General features: G+C 70.5%; 18 protein-coding genes and 1 pseudogene. 12 read left to right on the forward strand and 7 right to left on the reverse strand.

Annotated elements, in window-relative coordinates; genetic code table 11:
- Window positions 1–7 precede the first annotated feature (7 nt).
- Both ACIRQP_RS27555 and ACIRQP_RS27560 read right to left on the reverse strand, forming a co-directional pair.
- Window positions 8–1,069 (reverse strand): DeoR/GlpR family DNA-binding transcription regulator, encoded by a 1,062-nt coding sequence (locus ACIRQP_RS27555; RefSeq protein WP_403894122.1) that lies wholly within the window; start codon window positions 1,067–1,069, stop codon window positions 8–10.
- Between the two features lie 229 nt (window positions 1,070–1,298).
- Window positions 1,299–2,738, reverse strand: a complete 1,440-nt coding sequence (locus ACIRQP_RS27560; RefSeq protein ID WP_403893986.1) for an NAD(P)H-quinone dehydrogenase — start codon at window positions 2,736–2,738, stop codon at window positions 1,299–1,301.
- Between the two features lie 388 nt (window positions 2,739–3,126).
- Here ACIRQP_RS27560 and ACIRQP_RS27565 point away from each other — a divergent pair, with 388 nt between their 5' ends.
- The 4 genes from ACIRQP_RS27565 (at window position 3,127) to ACIRQP_RS27580 (ending at window position 8,741) form a co-directional block, all read left to right on the forward strand.
- Window positions 3,127–3,564, forward strand: coding sequence for a gamma-glutamylcyclotransferase (locus ACIRQP_RS27565; RefSeq protein ID WP_030355792.1), 438 nt, complete (start codon window positions 3,127–3,129; stop codon window positions 3,562–3,564).
- A 250-nt stretch (window positions 3,565–3,814) separates the two neighbouring features.
- Entirely contained in the window at window positions 3,815–4,642 is an 828-nt protein-coding gene (locus ACIRQP_RS27570) for a purine-nucleoside phosphorylase (protein ID WP_403893989.1), read from the forward strand.
- 269 nt (window positions 4,643–4,911) lie between these two features.
- Window positions 4,912–6,573, forward strand: coding sequence for a phospho-sugar mutase (locus tag ACIRQP_RS27575; RefSeq protein ID WP_403893991.1), 1,662 nt, complete (start codon window positions 4,912–4,914; stop codon window positions 6,571–6,573).
- A gap of 101 nt (window positions 6,574–6,674) precedes the next feature.
- Entirely contained in the window at window positions 6,675–8,741 is a 2,067-nt protein-coding gene (locus ACIRQP_RS27580; protein WP_403893994.1) for a PQQ-binding-like beta-propeller repeat protein, read from the forward strand.
- A gap of 46 nt (window positions 8,742–8,787) precedes the next feature.
- Here ACIRQP_RS27580 and ACIRQP_RS27585 read toward each other — a convergent pair whose 3' ends face one another.
- Window positions 8,788–9,039 (reverse strand): DUF397 domain-containing protein, encoded by a 252-nt coding sequence (locus ACIRQP_RS27585; RefSeq protein ID WP_403893998.1) that lies wholly within the window; start codon window positions 9,037–9,039, stop codon window positions 8,788–8,790.
- A complete protein-coding gene (locus tag ACIRQP_RS27590; RefSeq protein ID WP_403894001.1) occupies window positions 9,036–9,911 on the reverse strand; it encodes a Scr1 family TA system antitoxin-like transcriptional regulator in 876 nt (291 codons plus the stop codon). Before ACIRQP_RS27590 ends, ACIRQP_RS27585 begins: the two co-directional genes overlap by 4 nt.
- A gap of 196 nt (window positions 9,912–10,107) precedes the next feature.
- Between ACIRQP_RS27590 and ACIRQP_RS27595 the strand changes: the two genes are divergently transcribed.
- Both ACIRQP_RS27595 and ACIRQP_RS27600 read left to right on the forward strand, forming a co-directional pair.
- Entirely contained in the window at window positions 10,108–10,287 is a 180-nt protein-coding gene (locus tag ACIRQP_RS27595; RefSeq protein WP_403894003.1) for a hypothetical protein, read from the forward strand.
- Window positions 10,288–10,291: 4 nt separating this feature from the next.
- The gene (locus tag ACIRQP_RS27600) at window positions 10,292–10,774 is read left to right on the forward strand and encodes an NUDIX domain-containing protein (RefSeq protein ID WP_403894006.1); all 483 of its coding nucleotides are present in this window, start codon (window positions 10,292–10,294) and stop codon (window positions 10,772–10,774) included.
- Between the two features lie 628 nt (window positions 10,775–11,402).
- On the opposite strand, the gene ACIRQP_RS27605 is transcribed toward ACIRQP_RS27600, so the two are convergent.
- On the reverse strand, window positions 11,403–12,038 hold the full coding sequence (locus tag ACIRQP_RS27605; protein WP_403894009.1) for a PH domain-containing protein: 636 nt from the start codon (window positions 12,036–12,038) through the stop codon (window positions 11,403–11,405).
- Window positions 12,039–12,203: 165 nt separating this feature from the next.
- Here ACIRQP_RS27605 and deoC point away from each other — a divergent pair, with 165 nt between their 5' ends.
- The 5 genes from deoC (at window position 12,204) to ACIRQP_RS27630 (ending at window position 16,172) form a co-directional block, all read left to right on the forward strand.
- Complete coding sequence (gene deoC / locus ACIRQP_RS27610; RefSeq protein WP_403894125.1) at window positions 12,204–13,151, forward strand: deoxyribose-phosphate aldolase; 948 nt, start codon at window positions 12,204–12,206, stop codon at window positions 13,149–13,151.
- 5 nt (window positions 13,152–13,156) lie between these two features.
- A complete protein-coding gene (locus tag ACIRQP_RS27615; RefSeq protein WP_403894012.1) occupies window positions 13,157–14,638 on the forward strand; it encodes an aldehyde dehydrogenase family protein in 1,482 nt (493 codons plus the stop codon).
- Window positions 14,631–15,578 carry an aldehyde dehydrogenase family protein gene (locus tag ACIRQP_RS27620; RefSeq protein WP_403894015.1) on the forward strand — a complete coding sequence of 316 codons (948 nt, stop codon included), beginning with the start codon at window positions 14,631–14,633 and terminating at the stop codon, window positions 15,576–15,578. Before ACIRQP_RS27615 ends, ACIRQP_RS27620 begins: the two co-directional genes overlap by 8 nt.
- 88 nt (window positions 15,579–15,666) lie before the next feature.
- Complete coding sequence (locus ACIRQP_RS27625) at window positions 15,667–15,924, forward strand: type II toxin-antitoxin system Phd/YefM family antitoxin (protein WP_403894017.1); 258 nt, start codon at window positions 15,667–15,669, stop codon at window positions 15,922–15,924.
- Window positions 15,921–16,172, forward strand: a complete 252-nt coding sequence (locus ACIRQP_RS27630) for a type II toxin-antitoxin system RelE/ParE family toxin (protein WP_403894020.1) — start codon at window positions 15,921–15,923, stop codon at window positions 16,170–16,172. The genes ACIRQP_RS27625 and ACIRQP_RS27630 overlap by 4 nt, the downstream gene beginning before the upstream one ends.
- Window positions 16,173–16,184: 12 nt before the next feature.
- Here ACIRQP_RS27630 and ACIRQP_RS27635 read toward each other — a convergent pair whose 3' ends face one another.
- Complete coding sequence (locus tag ACIRQP_RS27635; RefSeq protein WP_403894022.1) at window positions 16,185–16,604, reverse strand: hypothetical protein; 420 nt, start codon at window positions 16,602–16,604, stop codon at window positions 16,185–16,187.
- A 171-nt stretch (window positions 16,605–16,775) separates the two neighbouring features.
- On the opposite strand from ACIRQP_RS27635, the pseudogene ACIRQP_RS27640 reads away from it, so the two are divergent.
- A pseudogene (locus tag ACIRQP_RS27640) lies at window positions 16,776–17,399 on the forward strand (uridine kinase); the annotation flags it as partial.
- A 321-nt stretch (window positions 17,400–17,720) separates the two neighbouring features.
- Here ACIRQP_RS27640 and ACIRQP_RS27645 read toward each other — a convergent pair.
- Entirely contained in the window at window positions 17,721–18,491 is a 771-nt protein-coding gene (locus ACIRQP_RS27645; RefSeq protein ID WP_403894025.1) for a SigE family RNA polymerase sigma factor, read from the reverse strand.
- Window positions 18,492–18,560 lie beyond the last annotated feature (69 nt).

The raw sequence follows: 18,560 nt of genomic DNA on the forward strand, positions 1-18,560 counted from the left end.
CGGGAGGCTATCGGCGGCGCAAGTCCGCCACCCGCGCCCGCTCCCCCGGCTCCTGCGCCGCCAGCGACGCCGCCGCGCTCCGCAGTTGCGACCCCGGCCCACCGTTCCCCGGTCCCTGTCCAGGCCCCGGCCCCGCCGCATGCGTACGGCGCTGCCCCGGAAGCGGTACGTCACGACGTGACTGCCGCCCCGCCGGATGCGCCTCACCGCCCGAACCACCGGCCCCGGCAACGGAACCGGCCCCGGAACCCGCAGCCGTACCGGCCGCGCCCCCCGACATCCCGCCCGCGGAACCGCCCCCAGAACCGCCGGCTCCGCCGGCCACCGCGCTGGCCACCGCGATATGCACCCCCTGATCCGCGAGCGCCTGAAGCTCCGTCGCCGCGCGATCGTCATGCGCCGGCGGCTCGTCGGTCACCAGCCTGCTGATGAGATCCGTCGGCACGGTCTGGAACATCGTGTCGGTGCCCAGCTTCGTATGGTCGGCCAGCACCACGACCTCCGCCGCGGCCTGCACCAGCGCCCGGTCGACGCTCGCCGAGAGCATGTTGGACGTGGACAGTCCGCGCTCGGCGGTCAGCCCGCTCCCGGACAGGAACGCGCGGGTGACCCGGAGACCCTGGAGGGACTGCTCCGCCCCGCTGCCGACCAGCGCGTAGTTCGAGCCGCGTAACGTGCCGCCGGTCATGACGACTTCGACCCGGTTGGCATGGGCGAGCGCCTGCGCGACGAGCAGCGAGTTGGTGACGACGGTCAGGCCGGGGATCCGCGCGAGCCGGCGGGCCAGCTCCTGCGTGGTCGTACCGGCGCCGACGACCACGGCCTCGCCCTCTTCGACGAGACTCGCGGCGAGATCGGCGATGGCCGTCTTCTCGGCCGTTGCGAGATGGGACTTTTGCGGAAAGCCGGATTCTCGCGTGAATCCGCCCGGCAATACCGCACCGCCGTGCCGACGGTCGAGGAGTCCTTCGGCCTCCAGCGCCCGCACGTCCCGCCGTACGGTCACTTCGGAGGTCTGGACGACGCGGGCGAGCTCACGGAGCGACACGGCCCCGTTGGCGCGCACCATTTCGAGGATCAATTGGCGACGTTCTGCAGCGAACACGAAACTGACAGTAACCCCAACGACCGTCTGCTTTCAGCAGTTTGCGCCGAATAACAGAAGTTGTACACAGACGAGCGCGCACAGTGGTATAAAGCGATCCCGCTATTCGAACGCACCACCACGGAACGGGCTTACCCAGCCCTACGAGCGGTGAACGCCCGCCGGGGACGCCCACCGTGACCGGCGGATCCGGTCAGCCCTCCTCGCCGGTCTTCCGGGTGTGCAACTGCCGCGCCACCTCGGCGATCGAGCCCGACAGGGACGGGTAGACCGTGAACGCGTTCGCGATCTGCTCCACGGTCAGGTTGTTGTCGACGGCGAGCGCGATGGGATGGATCAGCTCGCTGGCGCGCGGCGAGACGACGACCCCGCCGACCACGATCCCGGTGCCGGGGCGGGCGAATATCTTGACGAAGCCGTCCCTGATGCCCTGCATCTTGGCGCGCGGGTTGCGCAGCAACGGCAGTTTGACGACGCGCGCGTCGATCTTGCCGGCGTCGACGTCGGCCTGGCTGTAACCGACGGTGGCGATCTCCGGGTCGGTGAAGACATTCGCCGAGACGGTCTTGAGGTTGAGCGGGGCGACCGTGTCGCCCAGGAAGTGGTACATGGCGATCCGGCCCTGCATGGCCGCGACCGAGGCGAGGGCGAAGATCCCGGTGACGTCACCGGCGGCGTAGACACCCGGCGCGGAGGTACGGGAGACCCGGTCGGTCTTGATGTGGCCCGACTCCTTGACCAGGACGCCGGCCTCCTCCAGGCCCATGCCCGCCGTGTTCGGGATGGCGCCCACGGCCATCAGGCAGTGCGTACCGGAGATGACCCGGCCGTCGGAGAGGGCCACCTCGACCCGGTCGCCCACCCGCTTGGCGGCCTCGGCGCGGGAGCGGGACATCACGTTCATGCCGCGGCGCCTGAAGACGTCCTCCAGCACGCCCGCGGCGTCCGAGTCCTCGCCGGGCAGCACGCGGTCACGGGAGGAGACGAGCGTGACCCGCGAGCCGAGCGCCTGGTAGGCACCGGCGAACTCGGCGCCGGTGACGCCGGAGCCGACCACGATCAGTTCCTCGGGCAACTCGTCGAGGTCGTACACCTGCGTCCAGTTGAGAATGCGTTCGCCATCGGGCTGCGCGTCCGGGATCTCGCGGGGGTGCCCGCCGGTCGCGATCAGCACGGCGTCGGCGGTGAGCGACTCCTCGGTGCCGTCCGCCGCGGTCACGATCACCTGGCGCGAGCCGTCCACGGCCTGCCGTCCGTCGAGCCGCCCGCGCCCTCGCATGACACGCGCGCCCGCCCGGGTGACGGAGGCGGTGATGTCGTGCGACTGCGCGAGCGCGAGCCGCTTCACACGCCGGTTGACCTTGCCGAGATCGACCCCGACGACGCGGGCCTTCTGCTTCAGAGCCGGAGTGTCGTCCTCGACGATGATGCCCAGTTCCTCGTACGAGGAGTCGAAGGTAGTCATCACCTCGGCCGTCGCGATGAGGGTCTTCGACGGTACGCAGTCGGTGAGCACCGACGCGCCGCCGAGCCCGTCGCAGTCGACGACGGTCACTTCCGCGCCGAGCTGGGCCCCTACCAGGGCCGCCTCGTAGCCGCCGGGGCCGCCACCGATGATCACGATCCGGGTCACGAAAAAGTCCGCCTCGCGTTGTCAACCCGGCCCGTCTGCCACCCCGGCCGGGGTTCCGGGGGAGCCCCGGGGGATGCAGTACGTACTCCATTGTCCCGCACCCTTCAAGTACCTTCCCCCCGGCCCCCCTCTTGGAGGTCGCGCACATAGGTGGGGCGGCGTCGCGTGCCGATGGGCGGCGCCCGGCGGCGTTGTCGTCGGTCCACGAAGCTCCGCTTCGCCTCCCTCCTCCGCCTTGCCACGCTTGCCCCTCACCCCGCTCCTTCCTCCACCCCACCTATGTGCGAGACCTCTTATTTTCCGGGGCTCGGTTCGCCTCCGTCTTTCCGGAGGCGAACCGAGCCCCGGAAAACAGGGCCACGTCCGTACCTCCCGTACCCTCGACCCCATGTCGCTCTACGCCGCGTACGCCGGCAACCTCGACGCGCGGCTGATGACGCGCCGCGCCCCGCACTCCCCGCTGCGCGGCACCGGCTGGCTCAACGGCTGGCGGCTCACCTTCGGCGGCGAGCAGATGGGCTGGGAGGGCGCGCTGGCCACGGTCGTGGAGGCGCCACGTTCCCAGGTCTTCGTCGCGCTGTACGACATCGCCCCGATGGACGAGGACTCCATGGACCGCTGGGAGGGCGTGGGGCTCGACATCTACCGCCGTATGCGGGTACGGGTGCACACCCTGGACGGCGAGGAGCCGACCTGGATGTATGTCCTGAACGGCTACGAGGGCGGTCTTCCCTCGGCGCGCTATCTGGGCGAGCTGGCCGACGCGGCGGAGTCGGCGGGCGCTCCGCACGACTATGTGATGGAGCTGCGCAAGCGCCCCTGCTGACGGGGACGAGCCGACGGGCGACCGACGGGCGACGGGCCGGCGAGCGAGCGGTCGAACCGGCGGGTCGGCAGCGGGCGAACCAGCGAGCGGGCGAGCAGACGAACCGGGGGGACGAACCTCGCAAAAAGCGGACTCGAACCAGGAAAGCGGTGCACGGCCGCTGACATCGTTGGAAACGACAGTACAACGATGTCATGACCGCACCACCCTCATCTACGCGCGTAGGGCATGACCGGCTACCCTCATCCGCGTGAACGCATCTGTTATCCCGGCCAACGCCGACGGATCCGACCCCCTGGCTGCCGCCGACGCCGCCGCCACCCGCCTGCGCGAGCTGACCGGCGCCGAGACCCATGACGTCGCCCTGGTGATGGGCTCCGGCTGGGCACCGGCCGTCGACGCGCTCGGCACGCCCGAGGCGGAGTTCCCCGTGACCGAGCTCCCCGGCTTCCCCCCGCCGGCCGTGGCCGGACACGGCGGCAGAATCCGCTCGTACCGGATCGCCGAGAAGCGCGCGCTGGTCTTCCTGGGCCGTACGCATTACTACGAGGGCCGCGGAGTCGCCGCCGTCGCGCACGGCGTACGTACCGCGGTCGCCGCGGGCTGCAAGACCATCGTCCTGACCAACGGCTGCGGCGGACTGCGCGAGGGCATGCGTCCCGGTCAGCCCGTGCTGATCAGCGACCACATCAATCTGACGGCCGTCTCCCCCATCGTCGGCGCCAACTTCGTGGACCTCACCGACCTGTACTCGCCCCGGCTGCGCGCGCTGTGCAAGGAGATCGACCCGGCCCTCGAAGAGGGGGTGTACGTGCAGTTCCCCGGCCCGCACTACGAGACGCCGGCCGAGATCAACATGGTCCGTGTCATGGGCGGCGACCTCGTCGGCATGTCCACCGTCCTGGAGGCCATCGCGGCCCGCGAGGCGGGCGCCGAGGTGCTCGGCATCTCGCTGGTCACGAACCTGGCCGCGGGCATCTCCGGCGAACCCCTCAACCACGAGGAGGTCCTCCAGGCGGGCCGCGACTCGGCCACCCAGATGGGCGCCCTGCTCGCCCAGGTGCTTGAGCGCGTCTAGGGTCTTCCGTTTGGATCAGGCCGGATCGGGGAGCGGGGGCTGGTGCCGTGGATCGCGAGGCGGAGGAGGGAGCCGACGCGGAGCGTCGGCGACTGACGACAACGTGGCGAGGCAGGGTGGCAGGGCTCGCGAGCCCGGCCTGATCACGAGAGACCCTAGGTCCTGTCCGGGAATGACATCCCGAACAGGATCCCCCGGCGGGAATGACATCCCCGCCGGGACCACGCCGTCGGCCCCGGCGGCACAGCTACCAGGAGGTGCCCCCCACCGTGCAGGACGCCACGCATCAGGACCTCATCGCACGGGCCAAGGCCTGGCAGGCCGAGGACCCCGACAGCGACACCCGCGAAGAGCTCGGCGAGATCATCGACGCCGGGGACACCGGCACCCTGGCGGAACGGTTCGCCGGCACGCTCCAGTTCGGCACCGCCGGGCTGCGCGGCGAACTGGGAGCCGGGCCCATGCGGATGAACCGCGCGGTGGTCATCCGCGCCGCGGCCGGTCTCGCCACGTACCTCAAGGCCCAAGGCCATGGTGACGGGCTGGTCGTCATCGGATACGACGCCCGCTACAAGTCCGCCGACTTCGCCCGGGACACCGCGGCCGTGATGACCGGCGCCGGGCTGCGCGCCGCCGTACTGCCCCGGCCGCTGCCGACGCCCGTACTGGCCTTCGCCGTACAGCATCTAGGCGCCGTCGCCGGCGTGGAGGTCACCGCCAGCCACAACCCGCCCCGGGACAACGGCTACAAGGTCTATCTCGGCGGCGGCTCCCAGATCGTGCCGCCCGACGACGGCGAGATCGCGGCCCGGATCGCCGCGGTCGGCCCGCTGGCGGGCGTGGCCCGGCCCGACGACGGCTGGGAGATCCTCGGCGACGACGTCCTGGCCGCGTATCTGGAACGTACGGACGCGGTCCTGACCCCCGGCACCCCCCGCACCGCGCGCGTCGTCCACACGGCGCTGCACGGCGTCGGTACGGAAACCCTCCTGGCGGCCTTCGCCCGCGCCGGCTTCCCCGAGCCCACGCTCGTGGCGGAGCAGGCCGAGCCCGATCCGGCCTTCCCCACCGTCGCGTTCCCGAACCCGGAGGAGCCGGGCGCGATGGACCTGGCCTTCGCCACCGCCCGGCGCGTACGGCCCGATCTGATCATCGCGAACGACCCGGACGCGGACCGCTGCGCCGTCGCCGTCCCCGACGACACGGCCGTCAGCGGCTGGCGGATGCTGACCGGCGACGAGGTCGGCGCGCTCCTGGCCGCCCATCTCGTCCACAAGGGCGCGACCGGCACCTTCGCCGAGTCGATCGTCTCGTCCTCGCTGCTCGGCCGGATCGCCGGGGCGGCGGAGCTCGGTTACGAGGAGACGCTGACCGGCTTCAAGTGGATCGCCCGCGTCGAGGGCCTGCGGTACGGATACGAGGAGGCCCTCGGCTACTGCGTCGACCCGGACGGCGTCCGCGACAAGGACGGCATCACGGCCGCGCTGCTGGTGGCCGAACTGGTCTCGGAACTCAAGGCCAAGGACCGTACGCTCACCGACCTTCTGGACGATCTGGCCGTCACCCACGGCCTGCACGCCACGGACCAGTTGTCGGTTCGCGTCCAGGATCTGTCCCTGATCGCCGCCGCGATGCGCCGCCTGCGCGAGAATCCGCCGACGGAGCTGGCCGGCCTGAACATCGCCTCCGCCGAGGACCTCACGCGAGGTACGGACACGCTCCCCCCGACGGACGGCCTCCGCTACCACCTGGAGGGCGCGTACCGTGCCCGCGTCATCGTCAGGCCGAGCGGCACCGAGCCCAAGCTCAAGTGCTACTTGGAGGTCGTGATCCCGGTCGAGGACGCGACGGCCCTGACGACGGCACGGGCCACGGCCACGGCCACGCTGGCCGCGATGAAGCGGGACCTGGCGGCGACGGCCGGTATCTGACACCCCCCGCCATGTGTACGGGCGTACCCCCAGTAGGGTGACGGACTCTCAGGGATCCGACAGACAGGCCGTAGGTTCGGCGGGGGTACGTGGTGGAGGCGTTGAAGGCGTTGCGTGCCGGGGACCCCGAGCAGGTGGGGCCTTACCGCCTCGTGGGCCTGATCGGCTCCGGCGGCATGGGCAGCGTATTCCTGGGGCGTTCGCGGGGCGGGCGCACGGCCGCCGTCAAGGTGGTACGGCCCGACCTGGCCGAGGACCCGCAGTTCCGCCGCCGGTTCGTCCGGGAGGTCACCGCGATCCGGCGCGTGAACAGCGCCTTCACCGCCGGTGTGGTCGACGCCGACCCCGACGCCACACCGCCGTGGCTGGCGACGGTCTACGTACCGGGAATGGCGCTGAGCGAGGCCGTCGCCACACACGGCCCCTGGCCGCCGGGGCCGGTCCTGACACTCGGTTCGGGGCTGGCCGAGGCGCTGGGGGCGATTCACGCGGCGGGGGTGGTCCACCGTGATCTGAAGCCCTCGAACATCCTGCTCGCCCACGACGGCCCGCGCGTGATCGACTTCGGCATCTCGGTCGTCAGCGACGCCAGCGCGCTGACCCAGACCGGAGCGATGGTGGGCACCCCCGGCTTCATGTCCCCCGAGCAGCTGACGGGCGACCGGAGCAGCCCGGCCAGCGATGTGTTCTCCCTCGGAGCGGTCCTCGCGTACGCCGCGACGGGGGCCGGACCGTTCGGCACGGGCTCGGCGCACGGGCTCCACTACCGAACGGTGCACGAGAGCCCCAACCTGGAGCGTCTTCCCTCCGAGCTGCGGCCCTTGGTGGACCACTGTCTGGCCAAGGACCCCGCCCAACGCCCCACCGTGGCCGCCCTGATGCACCAGCTGTCCGGGGCCGGCGCGTACGCCGCGCCGCCTCCGGCCCACGGCTGGCTGCCCGAACCGGTGGCCGTGACCGTACAACTCCACGCCCCCACCATCCAGTCCATGGACGAGCCCCCGCAGGCGGCGCCCCCACCGTCCGGCATCACCCGCCGCCGGGCGCTGTTCGGCCTCGCGGGGGTCTCCGCCGCGGCGGGAATCGGTTACGGCGTCTGGCGGTTCACCGGCACCGACAACGACACGAAGAACGCCGGCCCCGCCCCCCGGCAGAGCCCGACTGTCCCCCGGCGGCCCGGCACCCCGCACTGGAAGTCCACGGTCGCCGTCGGGGACGGCCGCGACGACGCCGACGGTGCGCTGGCCGTGGCCAATGGCACGGTCTACTTCCCCGGCCGGAAGGGCCTGTACGCGGTATCGGCCGACCAGGGCACCGAACGGTGGACCCACACGACCGGCGCCACGGACGGCGCGCTGGTGCCCACCCCGGCCGTGACCGCCGACACCGTCTGCGTCGTCGTCGGCGACATCCTGCGCGCACTGGACGCGGACACCGGCAAGCAGAAGTGGGCGTCCGGCGAACTGGACGTTGCCGACGCGGCCCCGTCGGCGGCCGATGACACCGTCTGCTTCCTCGGCGGCAGCGGCACCTCCACCGTGTTGTACGCGGTGTCCACGTCAACCGGGAAGATCCAGCTGGAGGCGATCTCCACCGACCTCGAAAACGCCGATTCCGCGCGCGTTGCCGACGGCACGGTCTACACCAGCAGCCAGGGCGCCCTGTACGCGTACGACCCGGCCGCCGGAAAGCGGAAATGGAGGCATCTGGCCGCGGCCATCGAGATCTCGGCCGTGGCCGTGGCCGGTGACACCGTCTACTTCACCATTTTCGGGGAGAACGGCACCCACGTGTCGGCACTGTCCACGGGCGGGACGGAACGGTGGTCCGCCGCCGCCGAGGACGGAGGCTCGTTCCAGGGCCCCCCGATCGTGTCCGGCGACACGGTCTACGTCTGCGGCGAGACCACCCTGTACGCCTTCCACGCGAAGACCGGCGCCCCGAAGTGGAGAACCCCCTTCACCACCGCGATCCACCCCACCCCGAGCGCCGCCGACGGCACGGTCTGCGTCGCGGCCGACACCACCCTGCACGCGCTCCACGCGGACACCGGCAAGAAGAAATGGGACTACACCGCGGACGAGGCACTCCGCACGGGCCCACTGTTGTCCGGCCCGGCGGCCTACGTCACCGGCGCCTCGGGCACCCTGTACGCGATAACGGTGTAGGCCCCCCGGGCGCCCGGGGCCCGGGGCCCGGGCGCCCGGGGCCCGCTCAGAGCTCGGTGCCGTCGGGGACGAGATGGTCGTACTGCCCGGCCTTGACGGCCAGGATGTGCGCCAGCATCTCCTTGTCGGTGAAACGCAACGCCCCGTCGAGGTCACGGCGCTTGGAGTCGCCGAAGGCGACGCCGCCGTCGATCGGCATTATCTGTACGCAGTCGTTCCCCGAGCCGGCGCTGAACGACGACTTCTCCCACTCGCCGTCGAGTGGTGCAGCGTAGAGGTCATCCTTCGGGCTGTTCATTGGAGTCCCTTCTCGATCTCTTCAATGCACCGGACAGTTGCTTTCTCATCCAGTGCTTGATCTGCCAAGTCGGCGAACTTCCGGCGGCTGCGCCGCACCTCCGCAGGATCATCCTGAAGAGTTTCACCTCGCACTCGCTCCTGCGAAACGACGCTGCGGTGGTCAGCCCCCGGGAAGTCGAGGATGGTGAACGTTGCACCTGAGGCGCTCGCGGCTCCTGCCGCGAAAGGGATCACCCGCAGAGTGACGTTCTGCTGTTGAGCGCACACCACCAGGTGGCGGAGTTGCGCACGCATCACCTCCGGTCCACCGACAACAGCCCGAAGCGCGGACTCCAGACACAGCGCGTCCACCGTAAGAGGGTTTCTGCGGGTGAGGACTTCCTGCCGTCTCAGCCTCGCCTCGACAAAGGTCTCACGACGCTCGGTGCTCTCGTGCTTCTGACCGAAAGCAACGATCGCTTCGACGTACTCACGAGTTTGGAAGAGCCCCGGCACGTACGTTCCCGAGTGCAGCGAGATGCGTTCCGCGGCGTCTTCAAGGGAGAGGTATCGATACGAGTCACCGCCGAACAGGGCCTGGATCTCCGACCGTTCGTACCACGTGCGGCCGTACGACCTGCCCTGCTCGATCGTCGCGACGATCCCCGCGCGTTCCTCGGGGGTCGCCTTCAAAAGCTTGAGCAGCTTGGGGAGTTGTTCGTCCGTGGGGAATGCTCTCCCGCGCTCGATCTTGCCCACGGTGTACCGCGAGACGCCGAGCGCCTGCCCCACCGCCTCCTGCTGGAGTCCAACCTCCACGCGCAGGCGCTGAAGTTCCTCGCCCACGCGGCGCATGGCGAAGATCGCGTTCGCATTGACGCTTACAGCCACGAGTCCCCTTCCAGTGGCGTGCTCTCCCGACGCCGTCAGAGTATCGGTCAGTTGACCACCATATGACTCTCCGAGTGGAGATCCACACGCTGGGTTGCGCAGGGCAAGTCACGTGACTCAGACTGGGCAAGCACGCTGCGAACGCACGTAATCGCAGCGGGTATCCCTACATCCGCGCGCCTGAAAGGTGTGGGTCATGGATCAGCGTGGTGACGTCCTGGCCGTGGAGCGCCACGCCCCGTTCGACGGCTCGGTCCAGATCGAGTTACGGGACCTCCTCGCGCCCGGGTGGTCCGTCGTCGGAACGATGACCGGGAAGGGCCTCACCTTCACCGTGAAGGCGGCCCCGTACCCCGTGACGCTCAACGAGAGGTGAGGACATGTACTTCGAACTCGGCCGGCCCGAACCGCCCCGCCGCCGAACCGGGGTCGCCGGTTTCTTCACCCGGCGCATCAGCGACGAACTGAACGTCCTCCTCATGCCCACCGGCACCGGGACATCCTGGCAACTGCCCGGCGGTGACGCGGAGACCGACGAGTTCATGCACGAGGCGTACGTACGCGAGATCGCGGAGAAGACCGGCCTCTCCCCCACCCCGCCCGAGGAAATCCTCGTCGTGGACCACGTACCCAGAGGCGTCACCGAGGCCGAAGGGCTCGACGTCGTCTTCAAGGGCGCGGACCTCATCCCGTACAGCGCAGATCCCGAAACGACCGCGTACCGCTGGGCGACGCTCGGAGAGACGGACAGCCTCTGCCTCGGTCCGGAGCGCGACCGCATCCACTCCGCCCACGAGGCCTGGCTCACCGGCCGCACCGCCTACCTGATCTGGGGCGAACGCGTCACCGCCCACCGTCCCTGATCACCCGCCGCCACGGCTCGCGGTGGTGCGCGTCGTTCGTGTTCGTCACTGCGCTGCTGGCCACTCAATCGCCGCCACCCAGGGCTCGTGGAGCCGGTAACAGCCGGCGGCGTTGCCTGGTCGCGGAGGTTCCGCACCCTGAGCACGTTCGAAGGTCCACATGCGAACCGGCGGGTGGGGGCCGCCCCTGAGGTTTCAGTTTCGCGGCTCCGGGACGGGCGGCCCTGGGGAGGGGTCCCCGGAGGGGATCCCTCCATGTCCTGGGGGCCGTTGCCGACCGCCGGTCCGGTGGGTGGGGGCGCGGCAGTGGTGTGGGGCAGCCGGGCTCCGGGTCAGCGAGCAGGCCTGGGTGGGGGGTCGGGACTCATGCCCCGCTGGTGAAGGTCCGCTGTCGGCTGCACCTGCCGGCTGGGGCGGACGAGCCCGCCACCCGACCCCTATGTCCTAGTTTGGAGGGGGCTTTGGAGGGTCCTGCGGCAGGTGATGCGTCCTGGGTTCGGTTAAGTCGTTCCCACAACACATCACCGCCCCTGACCGGCCCACTCGGCGCCTCGCGTGTGGCGACGCCGGATGACCACGCCCCACGCCGGAGGCGCACCACGGCCCCCTACCGGGAGGCGGCCCGCCGTCAGCCGATCAGCAGCAGCACAATCAGCACGATCAGGCCCGCCGCCGCCGGCCCCAGCACCTCGTACGCCCACCGCACCGTCGGCTCCCCCTGCGCCGACGGCCGCGACTCCGACCCCTCCGACAACTCGCGCAGATCCGCGACCGTACGGTCCGCCTGCGCCATCCGGTCCTCGGCCGCACCGGCGCCCGCGCCCGCGGACGCGCGCCCGGACGCCCCGCCGAGGACACCCCGCCCCTGAACCCGGTTCGCGCGCTTGCGCTGGCGCAGCGAGACCGGGACCGCCCACAGCTGGTACTTCTTGCCGTCTTCCGTCAGCGCCTCACAGGAAAACTGGGCCCGTACGGTCGAGACCGCCGCCCACGGCAGCGTGATCGTCCGGAACGGGTTCCTGATCCGCAGCCGGTCGGCGTTCGCGTAGACCGCCGGGCGCAGGCTGAACGCGATGACGAGCGGTACGAGGAACAGCATCCCGGCGAGCGCCAGCCACGGGGTGTCGTCCGTCCCGCGGAAGAGCGCGTCACCGCCGATCCAGAGGATGATCGCGAGCAGCAGGACGCCGCCGACGATCCCGCCGGCCGACCGGAAGACACGGTCGGCGTGGGTCGGCTCGGTGGGCTGCTCGGGGCTCGTCATACGTCCGATTCTGCCGCATGGCCCGAACACACCTCCACGCCCCCGGCGGAGGACGGCGGGGAAAGGCGAACGGCGGGGACGGTCACATCTCGGGAACGGCTCCCCCTCGCACCCCCCACCCCCTGTACAGGCCGCTACGCGCGTAGATATGCTCATCTGGTGACCATGCCCACCATTACCCCCGCATTCGCTGACGTGACCGCGTCCGACAGCACACTGCGCCGCTTCCTCCACGGGCTCCCCGGCGTCGACGCCGTCGGCCTGGAGGCACGCGCCGCGTCGCTCGGTACGCGCTCGATCAAGACCACGGCCAAGGCGTACGCCATCGATCTGGCCATCTCCATGATCGACCTGACGACGCTCGAAGGCGCGGACACCCCGGGCAAGGTCCGGGCGCTCGCCGCCAAGGCCCTCCGGCCCGATCCGACCGACCGTACGACGCCCGCCACCGCCGCGGTCTGCGTCTATTCGGACATGGCGGAGACGGCGGTCGCCGCGCTGGCCGGCTCGGACGTCAAGGTCGCCTCCGTCGCCACCGCCTTCCCGGCCGGCCGCGCCTCGCTGGCCGTCAAGCTCGCGGACACCCGCGACGCCGTGGCCGCGGGCGCCGACGAGATCGACATGGTCATCGACCGCGGCGCGTTCCTCGCGGGCCACTACCTCAAGGTGTACGAGGAGATCCGCGCCGTGAAGGAGGCCGCGGGGGCCGCCCGGCTCAAGGTGATCTTCGAGACCGGCGAGTTGTCCACGTACGACAACATCCGCCGCGCCTCCTGGCTCGGCATGATCGCGGGCGCGGACTTCATCAAGACGTCGACGGGCAAGGTCGGGGTCAACGCCACCCCGGCCAACACCCTGCTGATGCTGGAGGCCGTACGCGACTTCCGCGCGCAGACCGGGGTGCAGATCGGCGTGAAGCCGGCGGGCGGCATCCGTACCAGCAAGGACGCGGTCAAGTTCCTGGTGCTGGTGAATGAGACCGTGGGCGCGGACTGGCTGGACAACCACTGGTTCCGGTTCGGCGCCTCCAGCCTGTTGAACGATCTGCTGATGCAGCGTCAGAAGCTCAGCACCGGCCGCTACTCCGGCCCCGACTACGTGACGGTGGACTGATCACCATGACATCCGCATCCGGTTCCGCATCCGCGTTCGAGTACGCTCCGGCGCCCGAGTCCCGTGCGATCGTCGACATCGCGCCCTCCTACGGGCTCTTCATCGACGGCGAGTTCGGCGAGGCGTCCGGCGGCAAGGTCTTCAAGACCGTCAGCCCCTCCACCGAGGAGGTCCTCTCCGAGGTCGCCCAGGCCGGCGCCGACGACATCGACCGCGCGGTCGGGGCCGCCCGCAAGGCCTTCGAGAAGTGGTCCGCGCTGCCCGGCGCCGAGCGGGCGAAGTATCTGTTCCGTATCGCGCGGATCATCCAGGAGCGCTCACGCGAACTGGCCGTCCTGGAGACGCTCGACAACGGCAAGCCGATCAGGGAGACCCGCGACACGGACCTCCCGCTGGTCGCCGCGCACTTCTTCTACTACGCGGGCTGGGCCGACAAGCTCGACCACGCCGGGTTCGGCCGGAGGACGACAGAAGGAGGAGGCGGGGCCGGCCCGCGCCCGCTCGGTGTCGCCGGCCAGATCATCCCGTGGAACTTCCCGCTGCTCATGCTCGCGTGGAAGATCGCCCCGGCGCTGGCGACCGGCAATACGGTCGTCCTGAAGCCCGCCGAGACGACCCCGCTCTCCGCGCTCTTCTTCGCGGACATCTGCCGTCAGGCCGGGCTGCCCAAGGGCGTGGTGAACATCGTGACCGGTGACGGCGAGACGGGCGCCGCGCTCGTCTCGCACCCGGGCATCGACAAGGTCGCCTTCACCGGCTCGACCGCCGTCGGCAAGGCCATCGCGCGCGAGATCGCCGGTACGGGGAAGCGGGCCACGCTCGAACTGGGCGGCAAGGGCGCCAACATCGTCTTCGACGACGCCCCCATCGACCAGGCCGTCGAGGGCATCGTCACCGGCATCTTCTTCAACCAGGGCCAGGTCTGCTGCGCGGGCTCGCGGCTGCTCGTGCAGGAGTCCGTCCAGGACGAGCTGCTGGACTCGCTCAAGCGCCGGCTGGCCACGCTGCGCGTCGGCGATCCGCTGGACAAGAACACCGACCTCGGCGCGATCAACTCCGCCGAGCAGCTGGCCCGCATCACGGCGCTGGCCGACGCGGGCGAGGCGGAGGGCGCCGAGCGCTGGTCGCCCGCGTGCGAACTGCCCTCCTCCGGCTACTGGTTCGCCCCCACCCTCTTCACGAACGTCACGCAGGCGCACACCATCGCCCGCGACGAGATCTTCGGCCCGGTGCTGTCCGTGCTGACGTTCCGTACGCCCGAGGAGGCCGTGGCGAAGGCCAACAACACCCAGTACGGGCTGTCGGCCGGCATCTGGACGGAGAAGGGCTCCCGCATCCTCGCGGTCGCCGGCAAGCTCCGGGCGGGTGTCGTCTGGGCCAATACCTTCAACAAGTTCGACCCGACCTCGCCGTTCGGCGGCTACAAGGAATCGGGGTACGGCCGCGAGGGCGGCCGCCACGGCCTGGAGGCGTATCTCGATGTCTGAGCACGTATCGACTAGCGGCTCCGCCGCGGGGCGTCTGAGCGTCCTCAAGACCTACAAGCTGTACGTCGGGGGCAAGTTCCCCCGCAGCGAGAGCGGCCGGGTGTACGAAGTGACGAGGGCGACATCAGCCGCCGACGCGGCGGGCGAGGGCAGCTGGCTGGCCAACGCCCCGATGGCCTCCCGCAAGGACGCGCGTGACGCGGTCGTCGCGGCGCGCAAGGCGTTCGGCGGCTGGTCGGGCGCGACCGCCTACAACCGGGGCCAGGTCCTCTACCGCGTCGCCGAGATGCTGGAGGGCCGCAGGGACCAGTTCGTACGGGAAGTAGCGGACGCCGAGGGCCTGTCCACGCCGAAGGCGGCCGCGGCCGTCGACGCGGCGATCGACCGGTGGGTCTGGTACGCGGGCTGGACCGACAAGATCGGCCAGGTGGTGGGCGGGGCGAACCCGGTGGCGGGGCCGTTCTTCAACCTCTCCACCCCCGAGCCGACCGGGGTCGTGACCGTACTGGCGCCGCGGGAGTCGTCGTTCCTCGGCCTGGTCTCGGTCATCGCGCCGGTGATCGCCACGGGCAACACCGCGGTCGTCGTCGCGAGCGACAAGTCCCCGCTCCCGGCACTCTCCCTCGGTGAGGTGCTGGCCACCTCCGACCTCCCGGGCGGCGTGGTCAACATCCTCTCCGGCAGGACCGCCGAGATCGCGGCCCCGCTCGCCGCGCACCAGGACGTCAACGGGATCGATCTGACCGGCGCGGACGAGGTCCTCGCCAAGGAGCTGGAGATCGCGGCGGCGGACAATCTGAAGCGCGTGCTGCGCCCGGAGAGCGCGGAGCGTACGGACTGGTCGGCGGATCCCGGCACCCGCCGGCTGACGGCCTTCCTGGAGACGAAGACGGTCTGGCACCCGACGGGCAGCCTGGGCGCGTCGGGCTCGGCGTACTAACCCTCACACGGAGCCCCGTTTTCCCTGGTTCGGGGGAAAACGGGGCTTTTTCAGTGCACAGTACTTGGAGAACCGTACGCTTCTGTACATGACTGACACCTACGGCATGACTGAGGCCCGAGCCAACTTCGGCACTCTGGTCCGCCGGACAGCCCATTCGCGTGAACGGATCGCCATTACGGACCACGGGCATGTCGCGGCCATCCTGATCAACCCGCAGGAGCTGGCGGATCTGGAGGACGCACTCGCGGTCGCCCAGTACCGGGCCGAAAAGGCCAACGGAACGCTGAGCACCGTCCCCCACGGAGAAGTCAAGCGCATGCTCGGCCTGGAGTCCGGGGCATGACATACGAGATCCACTGGTGGGATTCGGCGCTGAAGGCAGCCGACCGCTTCATGGCGGACGATCCGGTCGGCCTCTTACAGGTCTTCGCCTCCTTGGACCTGCTGGCCCAAGAGCCTCGTCCCGACGGGTCCTTCGCCTACGGTTCTCCGGACATCCGCCGCGTTCAAATCGGCATGTATCGCATGATCTACGAGATCGACGATGCCGTGATCACCATCACGGTCATGCACGTGGGCCGCGCCGCCTGACATGGACACCGATCACCCCGTCAACAGGCCCACCGCCGAGCCCAACGCCGTACCGAGCACCGGCAGATCCTTGAGCGCCGCGCCCTCTGTGAGCGGGGCGGTCAGGGATGCCGTGGACACCGGTTTGAAGTCGGCGACCTGCGTGCCCACCGCGTTGTCCAGGGGATCGACGCCCGTCTTGGCCAGCGGGTTGAGCTTCAGGTCCGTGAGGGGGCCCAGCGCGTACCCGACAGAGCCGACCAGGGCCTGGCCCGCCACGTGACCGGAGCCTACGACCGAACTGTCGGCGCCCGTCGCGGGCGTGGGGGCGGCGGGCCCCGCCGCCTGGGCCGCCGTACCGCCGAGACCGAGGGCCACAGTCGCCGCGGTGACGGTCAGACCGGCGCGGAGCAGAGTGCGCCGGGGAGAGGAGGAAGCTGCGTGACATGCCATGGGTTTTCCTGCCTGGCCGGATGGATGAGTAATCGGACTGACACGCAGAGTAGTTGAGGCAGGAGCGTCGACAGCAACAAACCCGCCAAACCTGCCGAACCGGCCGGCCGAACCCGCCCGATCGGTCCCCGAGGGGTCACTGAGCAGGTACATGCCTCACACTGGTGACCCGTGAACTCCGCAACCCTTCCGACCCGAGTCGTGCTGCTCACGGGGCCCTCCGGCTCCGGAAAGTCATCCCTCGCCGCCCGGACCGGCCTGCCCGTGCTGCGCCTGGACGACTTCTACAAAGAGGGCCACGACCCCACGCTGCCGCTGGTCGACGGCAGTTCGGACATCGACTGGGACTCGGTGCGGTCCTGGGACGCGGACGCCGCCGTCGCGGCGGTCGAGGAGCTGTGCCGTACAGGACGTACGACCGTTCCCGTCTACTCGATCGCGACCAGCTCGCGCGTCGACACCGAGCCCCTCGACGTCCGGCGCACGCCACTGTTCCTCGCGGAGGGCATCTTCGCCGCCGATATCGTCGCGCGCTGTCAGGAGCTGGGCGTGCTGGCGGACGCGCTCTGTCTGCGTGGCCGTCCGTCGACCACGTTCCGGCGCCGGCTGGTGCGGGATCTGCGCGAAGGGCGGAAGTCGGTGGCGTTCCTGCTGCGGCGCGGCTGGCGGCTGATGCGGGCGGAGCGCGCGATCGTGGGGCGGCAGACGGCCCTGGGCGCGTACCCGTGCGCGAAGGCGGAGGCGCTGGGCCGGATCGCGGCAGCGGCGGCCGGGCGATGTGTCAGGCCGCGGACCGGGAAAGCGGCCCGGCCGACCACCCGAACGAAGGGCACCGCGCGCACGACGGGCTCCGCGCGCACCACGAGCGCCACCAGCACCACGAGCGCCGAATCGTCCCCGACGTCGACCAGCCACACGTAAGACGCCGCGCACGCGCGGAAGCGGGACCGCACGAGCCCCCCAGGCTCGTGCGATCCCGCTTCCTGCTCTGTACTCCCCCGTGATCCTTCTGGTCCCCCGAGGACCCCCGGTCCCCGGTTCCCCCGTTTTCACGTGCTCCCGTCGCCTCCCCCGAGACGACGGGTCCTGCTTCCCCCGTGCTTCCCCCCACAGCCTTCAGGCGACGAGTTCGCCGAAGGACTCCTCCTCGTCACGGCCGAAGCTGAGGACCTCGTCCTCGCGCAGCCGGCGCAGCGACCGCCAGATGCTCGACTTCACCGTGCCGACACTGATGTCGAGTATGTCCGCGATCTCCGGGTCGGTGCGGCCCTCGTAGTAGCGCAGTACGAGCATCGTGCGCTGGAGTTCCGGCAGGCGGGAGAGCGCCTGCCAGAGCACCGCGCGCAGTTCCGTACCGCGCATCGCGTCGGAGTCGCCCGCCGTCTCCGGCAGTTCCTCCGTCGGGTACTCATTGAGCTTGCGCCTGCGCCAGGCGCTGATGTGCAGATTGGTCATGGTGCGGCGCAGATAGCCGCCGACCGCGGCCTTGTCGCTGATCCTGTCCCACGCCCGGTAGGTCGAGAAGAGGGCGCTCTGCAGCAGATCCTCGGCCTCGAACCGGTCGCCGGTCAGGTGGTAGGCCGTCGCGTACAGGGAGGCGCGGCGCTCCTGGACGTACGCGGTGAACGCCGCTTCGGCGTCCGCCCGCTCCGTCAGGACCGTCCGTTCCCCCGTGCCCTCCCCGTACGCGGCCGCCTTGTTTCCCCCGTTGCCCGCCCGGTCCGTGCGCTCCGCGTCAACCACCGTCATGTACGACGGCTTGTGCTGACGCCCGGCGCCGCGAACGCACCCCCGCCCGTTCACGCCGCCGGACTTCTCGCTGCTCCGCGTGACGTCATGAAGACGCGTGACCACTGCGCTTGAGGTCGTGCCGTGCAGTGCGTTCATCCCGCGCCCCCCGTCGGTGGAGTCTGCTTCGTTCCGTGTGCCAATGAGCCTGCCGGGGCAGTTTCATGG

Origin of the sequence: Streptomyces sp. NPDC102274, from assembly GCF_044766385.1 — a bacterium.
Taxonomy (GTDB): domain Bacteria; phylum Actinomycetota; class Actinomycetes; order Streptomycetales; family Streptomycetaceae; genus Streptomyces.

Coding starts and splice junctions, on each gene's coding strand:
- ACIRQP_RS27605 (WP_403894009.1), bottom strand. CDS start 12,038: ATGACGAGCCCCGAGCAGCCCACCGAGCCGACCCACGCCGACCGTGTC.
- ACIRQP_RS27645 (WP_403894025.1), bottom strand. CDS start 18,491: ATGAACGCACTGCACGGCACGACCTCAAGCGCAGTGGTCACGCGTCTT.
- ACIRQP_RS27555 (WP_403894122.1), bottom strand. CDS start 1,069: ATGGTGCGCGCCAACGGGGCCGTGTCGCTCCGTGAGCTCGCCCGCGTC.
- ACIRQP_RS27565 (WP_030355792.1), top strand. CDS start 3,127: ATGTCGCTCTACGCCGCGTACGCCGGCAACCTCGACGCGCGGCTGATG.
- ACIRQP_RS27615 (WP_403894012.1), top strand. CDS start 13,157: ATGACATCCGCATCCGGTTCCGCATCCGCGTTCGAGTACGCTCCGGCG.
- ACIRQP_RS27630 (WP_403894020.1), top strand. CDS start 15,921: ATGACATACGAGATCCACTGGTGGGATTCGGCGCTGAAGGCAGCCGAC.
- ACIRQP_RS27620 (WP_403894015.1), top strand. CDS start 14,631: ATGTCTGAGCACGTATCGACTAGCGGCTCCGCCGCGGGGCGTCTGAGC.
- ACIRQP_RS27585 (WP_403893998.1), bottom strand. CDS start 9,039: ATGAACAGCCCGAAGGATGACCTCTACGCTGCACCACTCGACGGCGAG.
- ACIRQP_RS27635 (WP_403894022.1), bottom strand. CDS start 16,604: ATGGCATGTCACGCAGCTTCCTCCTCTCCCCGGCGCACTCTGCTCCGC.
- ACIRQP_RS27595 (WP_403894003.1), top strand. CDS start 10,108: ATGGATCAGCGTGGTGACGTCCTGGCCGTGGAGCGCCACGCCCCGTTC.
- deoC (WP_403894125.1), top strand. CDS start 12,204: ATGCCCACCATTACCCCCGCATTCGCTGACGTGACCGCGTCCGACAGC.
- ACIRQP_RS27625 (WP_403894017.1), top strand. CDS start 15,667: ATGACTGACACCTACGGCATGACTGAGGCCCGAGCCAACTTCGGCACT.
- ACIRQP_RS27600 (WP_403894006.1), top strand. CDS start 10,292: ATGTACTTCGAACTCGGCCGGCCCGAACCGCCCCGCCGCCGAACCGGG.